Raw genomic sequence first — 20,198 nt, forward strand, 5'->3', positions numbered from 1 at the left:
ATGACGCAAGGGCCACCCGAGAGCGATGGCCCGTTTCGTCCCGTCCCGTCGTCAGGACTTGCCGGTGCAACCTTCACCTTCCAGCGCCGGCTTTTTCTCCGTGATCACGGGACACTTCAGTGATTCTTCCGCGTTCAACGGGGTAAATTCCTTCCACTCGTCAGGCACGTTGTCCTCGTGGAAGATCGCCTCGACCGGGCATTCCGGCACGCAGGCCTCACAGTCGATGCACTCCTCCGGGTGGATGAACAGCATCTGCGCCCCTTCATAGAAGCAATCGACCGGGCATACCACGACGCAGTCGGTGTACTTGCAGTCGAAGCATGGCTCGCAGACGATATGCGCCACGTTGCGCTCCTTTAAGTTCTTGAGGAATTGAGCGAAGCAAATCAACCGATCGTTCGGCCGGATCGGTCTGGGAGTCAACACCAATTGTAAAGAGTTTGCAAGTCCACTGCACGACGGCCGGGGCGGTTGTCGTCGATTCCCCGCGTCGCTTCCCTCTCGCAAGAATCCCCGCATCCCGCTCGTACAGTCGTCCAACTCGCTCGATCGAATTGACGACTCGCCGTTCTCCGGAAACACAATCGTGCGATCCGGTTCGCGTGCGTCATCCGCTTGACGCGCCCCGCCGATCGGCCCTATGTTGAAGAATTGACGGAGATTCGGTCGCGTTCCCGCCGGATCGGTCCTCCTCGTGCCCCGGTCCTCCCGCCTTCGCCTCCGAGGAGCATGCCCCGTGCGACTCCCTTCCTCCTTCCGATTCGGATCGACCGTCCTGGCACTGGGATGCTTCGTCTGGTCGCTTCCGAACCTTCAGGCAGCCCCCTCCTCCCCCCAATCCCTTTCGATTGAGCCCGCCTCCATCCACTTGAGCGACCCGAGCGACCGCCAGCAGGTCGTCGTGACGGCGCACTTCGCCGATGGTTCAATCCGCGACGTCACGTCAGAAGCCACCTTCTCCGTCGATTCCGACGGTCTCGCCCACGTCTCACCGTCTGGCGTCCTCACGCCTCGCACCGGCGGCGGCTCGACCTCCTTGATCGTTCGCTTCGGAGCCGCCACCGCCGAAGCGAGTATCACGGTTGCCTCCACCGAATCCCCTCGGCCCATCAGCTACCGGCAAGACGTGGCCGCGGTCTTTTCGAAAGCCGGATGCAACATGGGAGCCTGCCACGGCAATCTCAACGGCAAAGGGGGCTTCAAGCTCTCGCTCCGCGGCGATGACCCCGGCCTGGATCTGCTCACGATCACCCGGGGCGTCTTCGCCCGTCGGATCGACACCGTGGCCCCTGAGTCCAGCCTGATCCTCCTGAAGGGCCTCGGCCAGCTCCCGCACGAAGGAGGCCGTCGCTTCGGTCCGGAAGATCTCGAGGCGCACATCCTCCGCTCCTGGATCGCCGGAGGCGCCCGGGACGACCTTGGCTCCGTCCCCGAAGTCGCCTCCCTCTCCATCTTCCCGAGCGATCGGATCAACGCCGCTCCCAGCCTGACTCAGCAGCTCGTCGTCACGGCCACGTTCACCGACGGCTCCACCCGAGACGTCACGCGTCTGGCCGCCTTCGACCTGGACGATCCGACTGCCGTCGCCGTCTCTCCCTCCGGCCTCGTCCGCCGCAATGGTTCGGGAGAATCAGTCGTTTCGGCCCGATTCCTCGGCAATCACGCTGTCTCCCGCCTGGCCTTCCTCCCCGATCGTGCCTCCTTCGCCTGGGACGGACCCGCGCCGAAAACCCCCTTCGACGAGGCCGTGTTCGCCAAGCTCGAAGCCCTCAAGATCCACGCCTCCCCCCCGACCCCCGATCACGTCTTCCTCCGTCGTGCCTTTCTCGACGCCATCGGCGTCTTGCCCACTCCCGACGAGGCCCGCGCCTTCCTCGATTCCGACGATCCCGACAAACGGGCTCACCTCGTCGATGCCCTCCTCGATCGCCCCGAGTTCGCCGACTTCTGGGCCTTGAAGTGGGCCGACCTGCTCCGCAACGAGGAAAAGACGATGGGTCCGAAAGGCGTCTGGGCTTTCCAGCGCTGGCTCCGCGACCAGATCGCCGCTGATGTCCCCCTGACCAACTTCGCCGAGGCCCTGCTCACCGGCTCCGGTTCCTCCTGGGGCAACCCCCCGGCCAGCTTCTACCGCACGAACCGCGACCCCGAAACCTGCGCCGAGAGCTTCGGCCAGATCTTCCTCGGCGTCCGCCTGCAATGCGCCCGATGCCACAACCACCCGTTCGACGTCTGGACGCAGGACGACTACTACGGCATCGCTGCCGCCTTCGCCAACATCGAGCGCAAGGAAGTCAACAACACGCGGCGCGACCGGCTCAACTCGCACGAGATCAACGGCGACGTCCTGGTCCACCTCAAAGGCACTCCTCGAATGACGCATCCGGTCACCCGCGAGCGGGTCGCGCCGACGGCTCCCGGTGGCGTCTTGCTGGAGTTTGCCGACGACAACGACGCCCGGGCCGCCCTCGCCGACTGGCTCACCCGGCACGACGAACAGTTCGCCCGGAACATGGCCAACCGCGTCTGGTTCCACCTGTTCGGCCGGGGGGTCGTCGATCCGGTCGATGACTTCCGATCTTCCAATCCCCCGAGCAACCCCGCCCTCCTCGACGCCCTGACCGATGCCTTTATCACCGGTGGTTACCGGGTCAAACCCCTCGTCCGCCAGATCATGACCTCCGCCGTCTACGGGCTCGACTCCACCCCCCGACCGACCAACCTCGACGACGAAGCCAACTTCGCCCGGGCCCGAATCAAACTCCTCCCCGCCGAGGTCCTGCTCGACGCCATCGCCTCGGCCCTCGACCGCCCGGCCGACCTCGACGGCGTTCCCCCCGGCACCCGCGCCGTCTCCCTTGCCGGCGCCAACACCGGGCCCGAATTCCTCGACGCCTTCGGCAAACCCGACCGCCTGCTCACCTGCGAATGCGAGCGATCCGAGGAAACCACCCTCTCCCAGGCTTTCCAGCTCATCAACGGCTCGTCCGTTCGCGCCATCCTGGAAGATCCCAACAACCGCCTCGGTCAACTCCTCGATTCCCAACTCAGCAACGAGGCCAAGCTCGACGAGCTTTACGTCGCCTCCCTCTGCCGTCCGCCGACCGACGAGGAGGTTTCCGGAGCCCTCGACTACCTCTCCTCCGCCACCAACCCCCGAGCCGCCTGGGAAGACATCGCCTGGGCCCTGGTGAATAGCAAGGAGTTCCTCCTCCGACGCTAGGAACTCAACCGAGAAGACTCTTGGCCTGCGCTCAACGACAGTCGCTCAACCGGGAGAACGCCCCGATGAACCGCGGATGCCCCGATTTCCAGGCCACTGCTCTCCTCTCGCGCCGAAGCCTCCTGCGCGTCGGGAGCCTCGGCCTCGCCGGCCTCTCCCTCCCAAACGTTCTGCGGGCGGCCTCCGACCCGAGCAAGTCGTATCGCCCGGCGACCGCGAAGAATGTCATCTTCCTCCACCAGTTCGGCGGGCCGAGCCATATCGACACGTTCGACATGAAGCCCGACGCACCCGAGGGGATTCGCGGCGAGTTCTCGCCCATCGCCTCGACCGTGCCGGGGGTCAACGTCACCGAGCATCTCCCCCGCTTCGCCCAGGTGATGGACAAGGTCGCGCAGATTCGATCGGTCCACCACCGAATGAAGAACCACAACTCGGCCAGCTACTACAGCCTGACCGGCCACGCCCCCCCGCTCGACGATATCCGCCTCCGCGACACGCTCGAACTGTTCCCCTCCTACGGCTCCGTCGTCGCCAAGCTTCGCCCGAGCGACGACCCAGCCGTCCCCTCGTACGTCTCCTATCCGCACGTGATGCGCGACGGCAGCGTGACCCCCGGCCAGCACGCCAGCTTCCTCGGCAAGCCGTACGATCCGTTCTTCATCGGCCAGGACCCCAACGAGCCCAGCTTCCGCCTTCCTGAGCTGGACTTGCCCGAGTCCACCCCCCTGTCCCGTCTTGACGACCGCCGCGGCCTGCTCGAACTGATCGACCGCCAGGCCCAGCTCCTCGAATACGACGCCACCGCCCGAGGGATCGACGACTTCTACGGCCGAGCCCTCTCGATGCTCGCCTCCCCCCGGGTCAAGGGGGCGTTTGATCTCAGCCAGGAACCCGACGACCTCCGCGACCGCTACGGCCGGACCACCTACGGCCAGTCCTGCCTGCTCGCCCGCCGCCTCGTCGAGACTGGTGTCCGGTTCGTGACCGTCTATTTCTCCCGATCCATCGGTGGCAACGGCTCAAACGGCTGGGACACGCATCAAGACAACTTCAACGACCTGAAGAACCGGCTCCTGCCGATCACCGATCAAACCGTTCCCACCTTGATCCAGGATCTCGATGCCCGCGGCCTGCTCGACGAGACCCTCATCGTCTGGATGGGCGAATTCGGCCGCGGCCCGAAGATCGGCGACCGCGACGGCAAAGGGCGCAACCACTGGCCCAGTTGCTACACCGTGCTGTTTGCCGGTGGCGGCACCACCGGAGGCGCCGTCTACGGCTCCAGCGACCGCATCGGCGGCTATCCTGCCATCGACCCCGTCCCTCTGGAGAGCATCGCCGCCACCATGTATCATGCCCTCGGCATCGACCCCGAAACCGAGGTCTCCGACCGCCTCAACCGCCCTCTTGCCATCGCCTCGCAGCGTCCGATCACCGAGATCTTCTCATAAAGTGAATTGGGGAAGCCGGAGGGGAGTATATGCCACGGATGAAACACAGATAAGAAAACACCACCAAATAGAACAGAACCACAGCGAAAAGTTCCGGTAGAACAAACCGACCAATCCAAGCACTCCCCTCGAATCGTCTCTTCGCTCGATCTCTCTCGTTGCGTTGGTGCACTCTTCCCTCATCTGTGTTCCATCAGTGTTTCATCCGTGGCTCAATTTCCCTCTCGCTTCTGCCCTTCCTCTCCCTCGCCCCCGTAAACTCCCATGAGCGACCCACCCACCAACATCCGAGCCCACCAGGCCGACCAGGCCCTCGAACTCTCCTGGATCGACCTGGGCACCTCCAGGGTTCCTTACCACTTCATCCGGAGCGAGTGCCCCTGCGCCTCCTGCAAGGACGAGTGGACCGGCGCCCGCATCCTCGACCCCGCCACCATCCGCCCCGACCTCCGCATCGAGGCCCTCGAACCGATCGGCAACTACGCCGTCCGGATCGCCTGGAACGACGCCCACTCCTCCGGCCTCTACACCTGGGACCACCTCCGCGACCTGACCCAGCGGCACGAGCGAGACGCGACCCCCTCCTGAACCTGACCTGATCCCAGACCTTGGTATCGCTCAGGCGGGGCGATTCCCCCCGATCGAACCCTCTATTGAAGTCGAATGGCCGGGATGTCTCCCTCCTCTGTCCGCCTGACCGTGGCCCTGCCCACCTACAACGGGGCTCGCCACCTCGCCGAGGCACTCCGTTCCATCCTTGACCAGTCCTCCCCACCGTTCGATCTGCTTGTTTGTGACGATCGCTCCGAGGACGAAACCCTCTCCGTGATCCAACAACTGGCCGGCGACCGAGCCCGGATCGTCGTCAACCCCGAGCGCCTGGGCCTCGCCGGCAACTGGAATCGCTGCGCCTCTCTGTCCCGAACACCCTACCTGGCGATTGTTCATCAGGATGATGTCCTCCTCCCCGGACATCTCGCCTTGCTCCTCCGCGTCTTCTCCCAGCATCCCGACCTCGGCATGGCCTGCGGAGCAACCCAGGTCATCGACGAATTCAGCCTGCTCATCCCCCCCTCGGTCATCGAGCGTCCCGACCTCGGCCCGACCGACCGTCTCTATCCTCCCGGTGCCTTCGTGGCCGAGCTGGCCGAGCGGAACCCGGTCCGCTGTTCCTCGGTCATGCTCCAGGTCGACGCCCTGAATGACGTCGGCGGCTTCGACCCCTCCTATCGCTACGCCGTCGACTGGGATTGCTGGCTCCGCATCGCCCGCCGCTGGCCGGTCGCCTGGCTGACCACTCCCACGGTCGCCGTCCGCTGGCATTCCGAGAGCGAAACCCACCGCTTCCACCGCGGCACGGCCGATCTCGACGAAGTGGCCCGCCTGCTCGATCAGTTGCACACGCTCGACTCGGCTCTCTTGCCCGACCCCCTCGCCTCACGCCGGGCCGCCGATCGTGCGCTCTCGGCCGCCTACCTCAACCGATCGCTCGACGCCCTTCATGCCGGTGACGCCCTCCTGGCCCGCTCGAGCCTCGGCCGATCGTTCTCCCTGCATCGCCCGATCCTGGGACGAATCCTCCGCGATCCTCGCCTCGCCCTTCAGATGGCCGCCCTCGTCCTCGCCCCTCGTTGGGCCTCCCGACACTTGCAGCATCCCGCGGAATCGCCCAGTGTTCCACCTCGAAACGAACCGCCCGCCGAGCCTTGAGTTCGGCCCCCCTGGACCGATCACCCCCCGCCCGAGCCGCCTTCTTGAGCGGTTCCGAAAAAAATGTGACTACCGAAGTGAGAATTCTCGATCATTTTGGTGTCAGGCGATCCCCAACGAGGGCCACTTCCTCGGGAACCCCGCGACCGCGCCTGCTCTTGATCTTTGGCAAGCTGACCAGCCCTGGCGAATTTGATTCACCTTCGGGCTCCAACGCCTCCCACCCGCGCGAAACAAAGCCATTCCGGAGAAAATCTGCTGTGCGAAACGAGGCCATTCCCTCACGCCGATTCACGGAACGAACCCAACGAAAAACACTTAAGGTGCTTCCATTTTAAGCTTTACGACAACAACGCACCAGCGCTCCGGAGCGTTCCAGGAGTCGATCCGAGACGCTCTCCCCCCAGGCTTTCCACCACGTATTCCGGTCCGAGCCTGGTAACCGATCGTGTCGAGTTCGCGGCCCAGACGGTGCGCTTGCCCCTGAGAATTCAGATCGTACTCGAACTTCCATCACCCCGGACCGTACAATGATCTGCTCAAGAGTGAAGTTCCAGCCCTCGATTCGCAAAATCTGACCCTTGGCGGTCGCCGCTTATGGACCTCGTTCACCTGCAACTTGCCGACGCCGCTCGGAACGAGCCGAACCGGGCCATGACCCAGTTACCGGTTCTCGACGATCATGCGACACGCGCCCTCCCGCCGCTGCCCGCCACCCGGGCAGAGATGGACGCCCGAGGATGGGAGGCCGTCGACGTGGTCTTCGTCACCGGAGACGCCTACGTCGATCACCCCTCCTTTGCCAACGGCATCCTCGCCCGAGTCCTCGAAGCCGCGGGCTACCGCGTGGCCGTGCTCGCGCAGCCCGACTGGAAGAGCGCCGACCCCTGGCGGACCTTCGGCCGCCCGCGCCTGTTCTTCGCCATCAGCGCGGGGAACATGGACAGCATGATCAACCACTACACGGCCAACAAGAAGGTCCGCAACGACGACGCCTACAGCCCCGGCGGCCGCATCGGCCTGAGGCCCGACCGCGCTACCTTACCTTACTGCCAGCGTGCGCGCGAGGCCTTCCCCGGCGTCCCCGTCATCGCCGGCGGGGTCGAGGCATCCCTTCGCCGCCTGGCGCATTACGATTACTGGAGCGACACCGTCAAGCGCTCGATCCTGCTCGACTCGAAGGCCGACCTCGTCGTCTTCGGCATGGGAGAGCAGCCCATCCTGGAGATCGCCCGGCGTCTTTCCTCGGGAGAAACGGTCAAGGACCTCCGCGACATGCGAGGTGTCGCCTATGCCCTCGGCGCCAAGGAATCCCCCCCGTCCGACTGCCTCACGCTCCCGACCTTCGAGGAGGTCAAAACGGACAAGCTCCAGTTTGCCAGAGCCACCCGAATCATCCACCAGGAAACCAACCCGCTCAATGCCCGACGCCTGGTCCAGTATCACGACCGCCAGGCAATCGTCTGCAACCCTCCGGCCTTGCCCGTGACCGAGGCCGACATGGACCGCATCTACGGCCTGCCCTACACCCGACGACCCCACTCGATGTACGGCAATGAGCCGATCCCGGCCTTCGAATCGATCAAGGACTCCGTGACCATCATGCGAGGCTGCTTCGGCGGCTGCACCTTCTGCTCGATCACCGCTCACCAGGGGCGGATCATCCAGTCCCGCTCGAAGGATTCGATCCTCAAGGAGTTGCAGGCGATCGGCCAGGACCCGAGCTTCAAAGGGGTTGTCTCCGACATCGGCGGGCCGACTGCCAACATGTACCAGATGAAATGCACCCGTCCCGAGGTTGAAGCCGTCTGCAAGCGCCAGTCCTGTGTTCATCCGAAGATTTGCAAGCTACTCGGCACCGACCACGGCCCCCTGATCGAGCTGATGAAGGAGAGTCGAGACATCCCCGGCATTCGGAAAGTTCTAGTCGCCTCGGGCGTTCGGATGGACCTCGCCCAGCAATCTCCCGAGTACCTGCAGGAGCTGGCCGCCCACCACGTCGGAGGTCACCTGAAGGTTGCCCCCGAACATACTGATCCCGAGGTCCTCAAGCGGATGAAGAAGCCGGAGATCAACGATTACGAGTCGTTCGACACCGCCTTCCGCGCCGCCAGCCAGCGGGCCGGGAAGACCCAGTACACCGTCCCTTACTTCATCGCCTCGCACCCCGGCAGCGACCTGAAGGCGATGATCAACCTCGCCCTGTTCCTAAAGCGCAACGGCTACAAGCCCGATCAGGTCCAGGACTTCATCCCGGCCCCGTTCGACGTGGCCACCTGCATGTACTACACCGGCCTCGACCCGTTCACCGGCGAAGAGGTGTTCATCGCCCGCCACCTCCGCGATCGGAAGCTCCAACGGGCCTTGCTCCAGTTCTTCAAGCCCGAGAACTACTTCGAGGTCCGCGATGCCCTGCTCAAGGCCGGCCGATCCGACCTCATCGGTGCCGGTTGCGACTGCCTGATCCCGTCTCAGCCTCCAAAGGCCGCGCTTCGAGCCCGGATGGAACGGGCCAACAAGGCCGTCGACGAAGGTCGCTACGTCCATCAGATTGACTTGAAGTCAAACGCCTCCGGACCGCCCGCCGCCACGGCCAGTACCGATCGCACCGGCCAGGGGCCGCGAGCGGCCGGCTATCGCCCGGGTCGCTCCGGTGCTCGGAGGCGCAAACGATGAGACACCCCCGACCCACGCGCGGCCGACGCTCGGGCCCCTCCCCCTCCGTCAAGCGTCCTCCTCGATTCGATCGTGATCAGGCTCCCCCCCAAGACGACCCCACAGCCTCGCTCGTCGAACACGCCGCCCCCGCCGTGGAACTGGCGAAGGCAACCGCCTCGATTGCCTTGCAGGTCGAGTCCGCCCTGTTCGTCGACCGGAGAAGGCCGGACGCGCTCATCGCATCAGCCTTGAAACGACAACGGGCCTTCTCATTGGTCGATCGCCTGTTCGTGTCCCGTTCGATCGACGCCCTGTTCCGCTGGTGGGGCTGGATCGAGCCGCTCCGCCTTGACCCGATTGAGGCGAGACTCCTGATCGCCGTCCTGCTCGATCGCTCGGACGTGCCCGAAGCCTGTCGGGTTTGGGCGCGACAGATTGGCGTCGATTCTCGGTGCCTCTCTCCCATTGGCAACGCCCCAAGCTGGGCTCGGCGCGCCGAAGCCTTCCGACGCCTCGTCGAACAGCCCCGAGCCACCACCGAACCCTGGGCCTTGTTCCCCCGCTGGCTCCGGGACGAACTGCTTGAACCGCCCGGCACTCAGCCACTCAAACACCGGATCGCGGATCTCCTTCAGACGCTTCAGCAGCCGATTCCCTCCTGGGTCCGTGTGTTCCGAGGGCAGCCTGAAACCGTCTGGAACGAGCTCCGAAGCGCCGGCTGTCCTCCTCGCATCCACCCTCACTATCCCGACGCCGCAACACTCGATCCCGGCACGATCCTCCAGACACTCGAACCGTTTCGCCGCGGTGACATCGTGTCACAAGATCTCTCATCACTGGCCGTCATCGCCTCCTGTGACGCCGATCCTGGGGAACGATGGTGGTACGCAGGCAAGCCGCGCGGAGAACGCGCGGTCCTCCTCGCCGATCGCATGTCCGGCAAAGGGACCTTGATCGTCGCCGAACTCGATGCCCGCAACCGCGCAAGAACCGCCAAAATTGCCCAGAAAGGTCCTTTCTCGAACGTGGCCACGCGTGTCTGGGACGGTCGCCACGTGGTCGGAAAAGCAGGAACCTATCACGGGGTTCTCCTCGAACCTCCCAGCTCCGGGATGGGACTCTGGCGTCGGGAACCGGCCCTTCGATGGCTCATCGATCGGCCCGAACTGGATCGCCTAATCGAGCAGCAAACCGGACTGCTCCATGCCGCGGCCTCCGGAGTCCGTCCTGCGGGCGTCCTGATCTACGCAGTGCCCTCCCTTGTTCGAGCTGAGACGACGGCGCAAGTCGAACGGTTCCTCTCAGAGCACCCTCAATTCCAGCTCGACCCGTTTCCCGATCCCATCGATGGAACACCAACCGATGGAACCTTCGTTCTCTGGCCAGATCGGGCCGAGACCGAAGCCTGGTATATTGCTCGAATCATTCGATCCTCTGAGTCCCGTGACAGCGAGTCGCCCACCCTCACCCAGGAGTAATCAACCCAGTCCATCACAACGTAACCCGCGAGAGCATTCGCTATCATTGCCCAATTCAAGCAAAAGAAAGCCGGCTACACCATCTCTTGATTGAGCAAAGCCATTCATGGAATTGGATGAGACTTGACAGTGTCCAAGGTTTCACCTCATAGTGCATGAGGTTTGCCGGATTCCTGATCAACTTTCGATCGAACCAGGTCGGATCTTACGGAGCCATCTGATGCCGCTCTTCGCTCCTCAAACGCCACCTGAAATCCGCTTTCATCAACTGCTCCGAGAAGCTCGTGATGGCTCGACCGAAGCACGCTGGCTCGTTGTTCAACTCTTTCGGAAGATGATGCTTACGATTGCGAACGAGGAGGTCGATCAGGCGGTTCAGGCACGCGAAGCACCGTCCGACATCGTTCAGGAGACCATCGTCGAAGCGCAACGCGATCTGGACCGCTTTCATGGAATGACCGAGAAAGAGATGCGCGGGTGGCTGCGAAGAGTCTTGAAACGGAATATTCAAAACCTTCATCTAAAATACCGGACTATCAAGCGCGACCTGAAACGTGAACGATCAATCGAAACTCCAACTCAGAGTCACGATCTCAGCATGACCGATCCGGGTCCGTCACCAAGCACGGTGTTGGATCGTCGTGAGCGACTGCAGGGGATCGATCGGGTCATCAAAACATTGCCCGACCACTATCGCCAGGTCATTGAGCTCTACTATCGAAAAGGTTTCACCTTTGCTCAAATCGGAGAAGTCATGAAGCGATCGGAAGGGGCGGTTCGACAGCTCCACGCCCGATCGCTTCATGAACTCAGCAAACGTCTCAAGTAACCTGAGTGCCACTTCTCTCTGAGTTCGAAGCGACGTTCTGGTCAATGGAACGTCACTTCCTTGAGGTACGCACCGCGATTCAACGAGTTTCCTGAGCCTCGAGCTGGGCGAGTTCGTCGGTGAGGTCTTCGTTTGAAGGAGCTTCGACTCGTACTGGAGAGGGTTGATAAATCGCTGAATCGGCAGCCTGACGGCTTGCAGTTTGAAGCGGCCCTGGAATGCAACCGAGGACCAGGCTCAACACCGCACAGGTACCAACTGCCGCGACCACAGGCCAACTAGGGCGAACTCGGTCGGTCGAATCGGTGACCTGCGCGGGAGTACCGTAATACATGGCTGCGACGATTCGCAGATAGTAATAGGCACCCACTGCCGCGTTGATCACACCGATCACCGCCAGCAGTCGAAGCGAGGGAATCCCCTGGATCGGAGCCGCGTTCCAGGCGGAAGCGAAGATCAAAAACTTGCCCCAGAACCCCGCCAGCGGAGGTACTCCCGCAAGGCTGAACAGGCAGAGTGCCATGGCGAGGCTCAGCAGCGGCCGAGTGCGGGAGAGACCGGACAGGTCGTCGATCGTTTCAGCACGCTCCCCGACCCCTTCGAGGAGTAAGATGACTCCGAAGGCACCAAGGGTCATCAACGCGTAGGCTGCGAGATAGAAGATAAGACCTTCCGCCCCGGAGTTGGGTCCGAGGTTCGAGGGATCCTCGACCGTGGCAAATGCCACCGCGATGCCAATCATTAAGTACCCTGCGTGGGCAATCGATGAGTAGGCAAAGAGTCGCTTGAGATTGGTCTGGACCAGGGCCACGGTATTGCCAAGCACCAATGTTGCCGCCGCAATAATCCAGGCCAGGAAGACCGCCCGCTCCGACAGCATCGGATCACCCACACTGACGACCGAGGTGAGCACTCGGATCATCGCCACGAAGCCGATCCCCTTGGGAATCCAGGCGAGCAACGCGGTGATCACCGTCGGAGCTCCCTGGTACACGTCAGGGGCATAAAAGTGAAACGGGACTGCCGCCACGCGAAACCCGAGGCCGGCGGTGATGAACACCACGGCGATCAGACCGAACGCAACGTTCCCCGAGGTGATAATCCCTTCCCCTTCGTGCATCAGAAAGGCGAGTGCTTTCAGATTCGTGACCCCGGTCAACCCATAAAGGTAGGCGAACCCAAAAAGGAGTAAACCGGTCGAGAAGACACTCAGGAAGAAGTACTTCGTCGCTGCCTCTTGAGCCTGCCGATCGCGTCTCGGCAGGTACAGCAAGAGATAGGTGGGAATCGAAATCAATTCGAGCCCGACAAAGAGAAATACCAGTTCATTCGCGGTGCTGACCACCATCGAACCGGCAATCACGAAGAGGATTGCCCCAAAGAACTCGGGAGCTCGATCATCTCCGATCTGATTCGATCCGAGCGCCAGCAAAATCAACCCGGTGAGGAGGAACGCGAGCCTCGCATAGAGCGATAGCGCATCGTTCAGAGCCACCGTGCCATAAGCGAAGTCGGTCGTTTCTAACCGAGCGATCGCAAGCAGGGTCACGAGCGACGCAAGGATTGCAGCTCCTGAGAGTCCAGCCCAGAGTGACCGCCCCCATCGTACGAAAGGTCCAGCCACCATGATGGTCGCGGCGGAGATCGAAAGAACGATTTCCGGCAGCAAGATCAGGAGTGTCCGGGTAAGCGTTTCCGACTGATCGGGAGTCATTGGGCGATCACCTGCGCCGGTCCGGCGAGAAAGGCCCGAGGCGGCACAGTGTCGCGCTCGGCCGAGACGGTCTGAGTCGATTCATCGGACCGGTCCGCCCCAACCTCGGGGAATCGAGCGACAATGGGCTCGACCGAAGGAGTGATCCGGTCAAAGAACGGTTTGGGATAGACACCAATCAGCACAATGAGGACCAGCAGGGGAGCAAGCCCCGCGATCTCATACCATTGCACCGGAGGCACCTGCGTGTCGTGAGCGTGCCCGTGCTGCTCGGGCTCACGAAGGGGGCCGAAGATCACGCGTTGCAGCATCAGGAAGAGGTAGTAGGCGCCGAGGATGATTCCGAACCCTGCAAACACGGCAGCCACCGGGAACCGAGCGAAGCTTCCGACCAGAATCGGAAACTCTCCCACGAACCCATTGAGGCCAGGAACCGCGGCCGAGCCCAGTGAAGCAAGCATGAGAAAGAAGGCGAGCAAGGGCATCCGGTTCCAGATGCCTCCCATCTGACTCATCTCTCTCGTGTGATAGCGCTCATAGAGAATGCCGACGCAGGCGAAGAGAGCCCCGGTGGTCAGGCCGTGATTGATCATCTGAAGCACGGCGCCATCCACACTGACCAGCGTCATGGAAAAGAGTCCGAGCGCGATGAAACCCATGTGACTGACCGAACTGTACGCCACAAGCCGTTTCACATCGGACTGGGCCAGTGCGGTAAGCGCTCCGTAAAGAATGCCGATCACCGCAATGGTGACAAGCATCGGAGCCAGGGCCGCGGCCCCCATCGGCGTCATGGCCAGATTAAAGCGGAGGAAGCCATATCCGCCAACCTTGAGCAAGACACCTGCGAGCAGGACAGAGCCCGCCGTGGGAGCTTCCACGTGAGCCAGGGGAAGCCAGGTGTGAAAGGGGAAGAGAGGAACCTTGATCGCAAACCCGGCAAAGAGCAGCAAGAAAATCAAGACCTGAGGTTGGAGCAAGAAGGCCCCATAACCCTCTGCCCCAACGGTTGTGCGGGTGTTGATCCACTCCTCCCATCGCAAATTCGCCAGTCCGGACGTTAATTCCGGGATCGAGAACGTCAACACACGCTCAGGCGAATACTGGTAATGCACGACAATCAGTGCAATCACACCGAGGAGCGTGAGCAAGCTGCCGGCCAACGTGTAAAGAAAGAACGTGATCGACGCACGTTTTCGTTCGGGTCCACCAAAGAGCCCCACGAGAAAAAAGAGGGGGATCAGGGTGAACTCGAAGAAGATGTAGAACAAGACGACATCGAGGCTCGCGAACAGACCGAGCAGCCCCGTTTCGAGGAACAGCAGCAACGCGTAATACGTTGACGAGCGTTCGACGATGGACGACCACGACGAGAAGACGGCCGTGATCATCAGCAACGCGGTCAGGGTGAAGAGAGAAAGCCCCAACCCATCAAGCCCCATTGCGAAACGGATGCCCGGCCCGTCGCCGACGGCAACCCAGGGCAGACCGTAGTGTCCCTCGCTCGACTGGGTCGAGAATTGCGGGTCTGCGGAACCGACCTGAAAGGCAAAGGTCAAGATGAGCGAGAGGGCAAGGGTGACGAGGGTCGTCACCAGAGCACCCGATCGGGCGACGGTATGGTCAAGCCTGGGCGCGAGTAAGAGCGCGAGGCCCCCAAACAGGGGAAGCATGACCGTGATTACCAGGAGCGTTGCCATCTCGAATTCCTTCTCACCTCGGATCGATGCGGGGGGCTTGAAGCGGGGCCAGGCGATCGGTTTTCACTTGGATTAGCCGACGAACATCAAGAGGATCAAAAGCGCGGCAATCCCCATGGCGGTCACAATCGCGTAGGACTGGACCAAGCCGTTTTGGAGCGGTCGAAGCGCGTCTTGACCAATCAGTCGAGGCACAAAGGCCACGAATTTCACCAGGCCATCGATGACATAAACATCGAAATACCGGCTGATGGTAGCAAGAAGTCTCGTGGGAGCAACGACGAGCACGGAATAGGCTTCGTCCACGTAGAACTTGTTCCACGAGGCGTTTGCCAGGGGACGAATGGCATTGAACAGCTTGCTCGGAAGTTCGGAAGGTCGAGCATACATGATGATGCTCAGACCGAGGCCGATGAGGGCTGCCAGTGTTCCCGTGATTGCGGTGGCCCAGTCAAACTCATGCTTGCCATGTTCGAGCAGATCGAACGTCGGGGTTGCCTCAACATGGTGTGCGAACCAGTGAGTCGTGGGGCCGAAAATGACACCGACCAGGACCGCACAGACGGCCAGCACCATTAACGGAACGGTCATGATCGGCGGTGATTCGTGACCGAAATGGGAATCGTGACCGTGATGGGAGTCATCGCCGTGTCCGTGAGGAGCGTGGTGCCCCTGAGACTCCGGTTCACTTCGGTGAGACCCCATTGCAGAATCGTAGCGAGCAAGCTCGGGAGAGTCTGGGGCAGGCGTATCGACGCCGAAGGCCGCTCCGCCTGAAACAGCATGTGCGTCCGAAGCGGATCCGGAGGTCGAATGATGGCCATCCGGAGTCGGTAATTTCTCCGGACCCCAGAAGGTCAGGAAGAAGGCTCGCCCCGTGTAGAAGGCCGTGAGCAACGCAGTGAAGGTCGCGACCCAGTAGATTCCGAGATAGAGTCCGGCGTAGCGGACACTCTCGTCGTGAGATGCGGCACTCAATGCGGCAAGAATCTCGTCCTTACTCCAGAATCCCGCCAATGGGAACAGACCGCAGAGGGCCAGGGCACCGATCGCGAAGGTCCAGCACGTATAAGGAAGTCGGTGGCGAAGCCCACCAAACTGTCTCATGTCGATGACGCCACCCATCGCGTGCATGACAGAACCGGACCCGAGGAAGAGCAATGCCTTGAAGAACGCGTGGGTAAACAGATGAAACACCGCGGCGATCACAGCGAACTGTGCGATGTGACCCACCGCCGCGCCCAGGCCCATGAACATAAATCCGAGTTGGCTCACGGTGGAGTAGGCCAAAACACGTTTCAAATCCGTTTGCGTCAGCGCGATCAACGCGGCGAGCAGCGCTGTTGCGCAGCCGATGGTCGATACGACAGCCTGAAGACCGGGTTCGGCTGCGAGCAGGAGACTGGATCGAGCGAGCAGGTAGACCCCGGCCGTCACCATGGTTGCGGCATGGATAAGGGCGGACACCGGCGTTGGGCCTTCCATGGCGTCGGGCAGCCAGACATAGAGAGGAATCTGAGCACTTTTCGCGGTCGCCGCCCAGAACAGGAGTAAAACGACCCAGAACAGGGCCGACTGCCCGAGAAACAGCGGTGTTGAGGAGAGAAGGTCCCGAGTCTCCAGTGTCAGGATATTCGAGTAACTCAGGTCATGGTTCGGCGCGTAGGTCCAAAGGATGAACAGGGCGATCGCAAACCCAAGGTCGCCGATCCGATTGACGAGGAACGCTTTCTTGGCTGCTTCCGCGGCCTCTGGCTTGGCGTACCAGAACCCAATGAGAAGGTAGCTACAGAGACCGACGCCTTCCCAGAAGGCATAGGTGAGCAGGAAGTTGCTCGAAAGCACCAGTCCCGTCATCGAGAAGACGAACATGCCGAAAACAAAGAAGAACCGTGGATAACCAGGGTCTCCAGCCATGTAGCCCGCGGCAAAGACGGCGACGATCGATGCCACGAATGTCACCATTCCGAGCATCATGGTCGTGAGGCCGTCCACCCGAAACTCGATCGGGATCGTCAGGGCGGCATCTCTGAGATCAGTCTCGGCGGCCTCCGCGGAAGCGATCGTCTGATCGATATTGAACCAGGAATAAACCTGGGTGACCTCGGCCCCATCGGTGCCGAGGAGGATGGTCAAACTGAGCAAAAAGGAGAGGGCGATTCCAGCGATGACCGGCAGGTGGTTCCAGCCCTGCAATCGCCGGCCGCCGACGAAGGCGATGAGCCCGCCCAGAAGGGGCAGTAGCGGGATCAGCCAGACGTTGCGGATCAGCGACTCAACCACGACGTTGCTCCCAGGGCTGGCGAGGGTGCGGCGGTTCCACGCCGGACGGGGTCAGGTTCGGATAGCTTTCGGGTCCAGGCAGCGGGACGTACGGCTCGGCCTTATCCGTATCGAGCGACTCAGGCAACCCAGACTCGCGGAGGCCTTGCCAGAGCGAAACATCGAGCGAGCGGTTTCGATTGAACAGGACCAGAATGAGGGCGAGGGCCAGGGCGGCCTCACTCGCGGCGACGGTCAGCATCACGATGGTGAAGACCTGCCCCGTCCAGTTCCCATGAAACCGACTGAACGAGACGAGCGTCAGTGCGGTCCCCTGGAGCATCATCTCGGCCGAAAGAAACATGACGATCAGGTTTCTCCGGGAGAGAAACCCGAGCATCCCCAACGACATCAGCGCGGCGCCGATGATCAGGTAGTTCGAGAGCTGATCAAAAGAAAAAGCGTAGTCCGTCATGGATTCAAGGGCCTCTGTCGAGTTCTCGCTCCGTTCAGAAGAGAATCAGCTCACGCGTCAGGCAGTTCCGGCAGGGGCAGACGAAGATCCGGGCGCCGAGCCTCCAGAGCGATCGGGGCGAACCGGAGTTCGGGGTGTTGCGATGGCAACGGCTCCAATCAGGGCAATAAACAGGAGCAACCCGATCACCTCCACCGTCAACAAATGGTCGGTGAAAAGAGTTCCTCCCAGGCCTGCGACGTGGGGCGGACGCTGGCCAAACTCAACCGGTTTGGGCAGGCGAGCCGTTTCGCGAACTGCGGAGGACGCCACCAGAGCCACCGGATCGATTGAGGAATTCTCAACCTCAATCAAGTCCTGGACCGACACGACGGGCGAGGGAGTTTCGGGAGTCACGTCAGAGCCCGTGGCGATGATTGAAGCGACTAAGGCACCCAGGAGCAAGAGGCTGGTGAATGACGACGCCAGAGGACGCCGGGCACTTCGGTCGTAAATGGCTTGCCCGTGGGATTGAGCGAGCATCAATACGAACAAGAAGGTGACGATGATGGCTCCGGCGTAGACGATCACCGTCCCCGCCGCCAGGAACTGTGCTCCCGCCAAGAGAAACAAACCCGAGCTGGAGAGCACGACCGTGGCGAACCAGAGTGCCGAGTACACCGGATCGCGAGCGGTGATCATCAGGACTGCGCCCACGAGCGCTAGGATGCTGAAGGCGTAGAAAAACAAGGTCGGCAGGAGGGGGCCCGGAGGCGTCAGGAGGGGAAGGATCAGCAATAAAGTGATCCCGGCAAGGAGTGCACCGACCGAGGTGGCGCGGGTCGTCCGAGCCCCTCCGTGGCGATGGGGCAACAGGAGCCACAAACCCACCCAGCCGAATACGACGATCGCCAGGATCCAGCCGAAGTCGCGAGTGTCGAGCAGCGTCACGGGGTCAGCTCCTGGAGGGCATGTCGGCGGAGGAGGAGGATCGAGGGCCAGGCCCCCCGGGTTCAAGCGGCGAAGTAGGCAGGGCAAGGGTCGCCGGGGGATTTCCCGACTGCATCGGCTCGGCATCCTTGGTCATGTCAAAGACCGAAAGGAGCTTGGTTTTGTCGTAGATCATCTCTTCCCGACTGAGACCGGTGAGGTCGTACAGGCCAGTCAGTTCAATCGCATCGACCGGGCAGGCTTCCTCGCACATGCCGCAGTAGATGCACCGCAATTCGTCGATCACGAAGCTTTCAGGATACTTCTCGCGATCGTCCCACTCAGGCGGAGCGGTGGCCCCGACGATGTCGATGCAATGCGCAGGGCAGGCGGTGGCGCAGAGCATGCAGGCGACGCATTTCACGCGCCCTTGCTCGTCTTTGTTGAGACGGTGAACCCCACGATAGTTCGCCGAGGGAACATGCTGCTCCTCAGGGTACTGGACCGTGATGGCCTTTCCACCAACAGCCGCCCCGAGAATGTGACGTCCGGTGACCGCGAGCCCACCGAGAATTTGAGGCAGGTAGGTTTTTTCGAAAAGCGTGAGCTTCGGTGGCTCAACACGCTTGAGGTTGGGATCATCCAGTTTCATGAGAGTCCTCCGGGAGTGAAACAATTCGGGAGTGTCTGCTGCGCTCAGCCGATACCCCGGAAGATTTGAAGAAGAATCATGGTCACGATGAGATTTAACAAGGCCAAGGGAATCATCGCCTTCCAGGCGAGGTTCATGAGTTGGTCGTAGCGGAAACGGGGCAAGGTCCAACGAATCCACATGATGAAGACGACCATCAGGAAGACCTTGAAGAACAGGACTCCCACCTTGATCACCGCCGGAATCCAGCCATTCGAACTAAGGTCGAAGAAGAGGGGATCCCAACCTCCCAGGAAGAGGATCGACATCAGGAAGCTGACCGTGATCACATGCAAGTATTCGCCAAGGAAAAACATGCCGAACTTCATCGCCGAATATTCGGTATGAAAGCCACCAACAAGTTCCTGCTCAGCTTCCGCAAGGTCGAAGGGCAAGCGATTCGTCTCGGCGAAAGCGCTGATCAGAAAGATGAGGCATCCAAGCGGTTGGACGAGAATTCCCCAGGCAGGGATGAATCCCAATCCATTTTGCTCTTGCCACGACATGATCTCGCCGAGATCAAGGGAGCGGGCCATCATGACCATCCCGATCACGGAAAGACCGAGCGGGATTTCGTAACTAATGATCTGAGCGCTGTTACGCAACCCACCGAGAAACGAGTATTTGTTGTTTGAGGCCCAGCCGCCGAGGATCACCGCATAGACCGCAAGGCTGCCGATGGCGAAGACATAAAGAATTCCAATATCGACATTCGGAGCAATCTGGAATTCAATCGCATGCCCGTTGACTGTCGGAGCGTCCGAACCGACCGGTCCGAACGGCACGACCGCGAAGCCGATGGTGGCGGCAACAATGGCAATGGCCGGAGCGAGCACGTAGATCGGTCGGTTGACGTAGCCGGGGATCACATCCTCCTTCAGCAACATCTTCGCACCGTCGGCGAGTGGCTGAAGGAGGCCGAACGGGCCGGCCCGATTGGGGCCAACGCGGTCCTGAGCCCAGGCCGCGATCTTCCGTTCGAGCATGATCATGTACGCCACGGCACCCTGGAAGAGTCCGACGATCACGAGGATCTTCACCAGGATGACGAGAATCTGCCAGGTCGCCATTGCCCGAGTCTTCCTTCAATTG

At 61.6% G+C, this 20,198-nt stretch carries 15 protein-coding genes; 7 read left to right on the top strand and 8 right to left on the bottom strand.

The window, feature by feature from the left end; translation table 11 throughout:
* Positions 1-51: 51 nt before the first annotated feature.
* Positions 52-348, bottom strand: a complete 297-nt coding sequence (locus GA615_RS27770; protein WP_201750125.1) for a ferredoxin family protein — start codon at positions 346-348, stop codon at positions 52-54.
* 391 nt (positions 349-739) lie between these two features.
* Here GA615_RS27770 and GA615_RS07245 point away from each other — a divergent pair, with 391 nt between their 5' ends.
* The 7 genes from GA615_RS07245 (at position 740) to GA615_RS07275 (ending at position 11,355) form a co-directional block, all read left to right on the top strand.
* Positions 740-3,226 carry a DUF1549 and DUF1553 domain-containing protein gene (locus GA615_RS07245; RefSeq protein ID WP_152050603.1) on the top strand — a complete coding sequence of 829 codons (2,487 nt, stop codon included), beginning with the start codon at positions 740-742 and terminating at the stop codon, positions 3,224-3,226.
* A gap of 65 nt (positions 3,227-3,291) precedes the next feature.
* Entirely contained in the window at positions 3,292-4,680 is a 1,389-nt protein-coding gene (locus tag GA615_RS07250; RefSeq protein WP_152050604.1) for a DUF1501 domain-containing protein, read from the top strand.
* A gap of 264 nt (positions 4,681-4,944) precedes the next feature.
* Positions 4,945-5,268 (top strand): DUF971 domain-containing protein, encoded by a 324-nt coding sequence (locus tag GA615_RS07255; RefSeq protein WP_152050605.1) that lies wholly within the window; start codon positions 4,945-4,947, stop codon positions 5,266-5,268.
* 84 nt (positions 5,269-5,352) lie between these two features.
* Complete coding sequence (locus GA615_RS07260; protein WP_152050606.1) at positions 5,353-6,390, top strand: glycosyltransferase family 2 protein; 1,038 nt, start codon at positions 5,353-5,355, stop codon at positions 6,388-6,390.
* Between the two features lie 726 nt (positions 6,391-7,116).
* Positions 7,117-9,066, top strand: coding sequence for a YgiQ family radical SAM protein (locus tag GA615_RS07265; protein ID WP_449343055.1), 1,950 nt, complete (start codon positions 7,117-7,119; stop codon positions 9,064-9,066).
* The gene (locus GA615_RS07270) at positions 9,063-10,526 is read left to right on the top strand and encodes a hypothetical protein (protein WP_152050607.1); all 1,464 of its coding nucleotides are present in this window, start codon (positions 9,063-9,065) and stop codon (positions 10,524-10,526) included. The genes GA615_RS07265 and GA615_RS07270 overlap by 4 nt, the downstream gene beginning before the upstream one ends.
* A gap of 220 nt (positions 10,527-10,746) precedes the next feature.
* The gene (locus GA615_RS07275) at positions 10,747-11,355 is read left to right on the top strand and encodes a sigma-70 family RNA polymerase sigma factor (protein ID WP_152050608.1); all 609 of its coding nucleotides are present in this window, start codon (positions 10,747-10,749) and stop codon (positions 11,353-11,355) included.
* 79 nt (positions 11,356-11,434) lie between these two features.
* On the opposite strand, the gene GA615_RS07280 is transcribed toward GA615_RS07275, so the two are convergent.
* The 7 genes from GA615_RS07280 to nuoH all read right to left on the bottom strand — a co-directional run bounded on the left by GA615_RS07280 (position 11,435) and on the right by nuoH (position 20,176).
* Entirely contained in the window at positions 11,435-13,069 is a 1,635-nt protein-coding gene (locus GA615_RS07280) for an NADH-quinone oxidoreductase subunit N (protein ID WP_152050609.1), read from the bottom strand.
* Positions 13,066-14,769: a complex I subunit 4 family protein gene (locus tag GA615_RS07285; RefSeq protein ID WP_152050610.1), complete on the bottom strand. Its 1,704-nt coding sequence runs from the start codon at positions 14,767-14,769 to the stop codon at positions 13,066-13,068. Before GA615_RS07285 ends, GA615_RS07280 begins: the two co-directional genes overlap by 4 nt.
* Before the next feature lie 72 nt (positions 14,770-14,841).
* On the bottom strand, positions 14,842-17,052 hold the full coding sequence (nuoL, locus tag GA615_RS07290) for an NADH-quinone oxidoreductase subunit L (RefSeq protein WP_152050611.1): 2,211 nt from the start codon (positions 17,050-17,052) through the stop codon (positions 14,842-14,844).
* Entirely contained in the window at positions 17,045-17,506 is a 462-nt protein-coding gene (gene nuoK, locus GA615_RS07295) for an NADH-quinone oxidoreductase subunit NuoK (RefSeq protein WP_152050612.1), read from the bottom strand. The genes nuoL and nuoK overlap by 8 nt, the downstream gene beginning before the upstream one ends.
* Positions 17,507-17,563: 57 nt before the next feature.
* Positions 17,564-18,436 carry an NADH-quinone oxidoreductase subunit J family protein gene (locus tag GA615_RS07300; RefSeq protein WP_201750132.1) on the bottom strand — a complete coding sequence of 291 codons (873 nt, stop codon included), beginning with the start codon at positions 18,434-18,436 and terminating at the stop codon, positions 17,564-17,566.
* Positions 18,437-18,440: 4 nt separating this feature from the next.
* Positions 18,441-19,067, bottom strand: coding sequence for a NuoI/complex I 23 kDa subunit family protein (locus GA615_RS07305; RefSeq protein WP_152050614.1), 627 nt, complete (start codon positions 19,065-19,067; stop codon positions 18,441-18,443).
* Positions 19,068-19,111: 44 nt separating this feature from the next.
* Entirely contained in the window at positions 19,112-20,176 is a 1,065-nt protein-coding gene (gene nuoH, locus GA615_RS07310; RefSeq protein ID WP_152050615.1) for an NADH-quinone oxidoreductase subunit NuoH, read from the bottom strand.
* Between the last annotated feature and the right edge of the window lie 22 nt (positions 20,177-20,198).

The organism is Tautonia marina (assembly GCF_009177065.1).
Lineage (GTDB): Bacteria > Planctomycetota > Planctomycetia > Isosphaerales > Isosphaeraceae > Tautonia > Tautonia marina.

What these genes read in the sequence shown, in the direction of transcription:
- GA615_RS07250 (WP_152050604.1), top strand. Translation starts at nt 3,292, where the DNA reads ATGAACCGCGGATGCCCCGATTTCCAGGCCACTGCTCTCCTCTCGCGC.
- GA615_RS07255 (WP_152050605.1), top strand. Translation starts at nt 4,945, where the DNA reads ATGAGCGACCCACCCACCAACATCCGAGCCCACCAGGCCGACCAGGCC.
- GA615_RS07260 (WP_152050606.1), top strand. Translation starts at nt 5,353, where the DNA reads ATGTCTCCCTCCTCTGTCCGCCTGACCGTGGCCCTGCCCACCTACAAC.
- GA615_RS07265 (WP_449343055.1), top strand. Translation starts at nt 7,117, where the DNA reads ATGGACGCCCGAGGATGGGAGGCCGTCGACGTGGTCTTCGTCACCGGA.
- GA615_RS07270 (WP_152050607.1), top strand. Translation starts at nt 9,063, where the DNA reads ATGAGACACCCCCGACCCACGCGCGGCCGACGCTCGGGCCCCTCCCCC.
- GA615_RS07275 (WP_152050608.1), top strand. Translation starts at nt 10,747, where the DNA reads ATGCCGCTCTTCGCTCCTCAAACGCCACCTGAAATCCGCTTTCATCAA.
- GA615_RS07280 (WP_152050609.1), bottom strand. Translation starts at nt 13,069, where the DNA reads ATGACTCCCGATCAGTCGGAAACGCTTACCCGGACACTCCTGATCTTG.
- GA615_RS07285 (WP_152050610.1), bottom strand. Translation starts at nt 14,769, where the DNA reads ATGGCAACGCTCCTGGTAATCACGGTCATGCTTCCCCTGTTTGGGGGC.
- nuoK (WP_152050612.1), bottom strand. Translation starts at nt 17,506, where the DNA reads ATGACGGACTACGCTTTTTCTTTTGATCAGCTCTCGAACTACCTGATC.
- GA615_RS07305 (WP_152050614.1), bottom strand. Translation starts at nt 19,067, where the DNA reads ATGAAACTGGATGATCCCAACCTCAAGCGTGTTGAGCCACCGAAGCTC.
- nuoH (WP_152050615.1), bottom strand. Translation starts at nt 20,176, where the DNA reads ATGGCGACCTGGCAGATTCTCGTCATCCTGGTGAAGATCCTCGTGATC.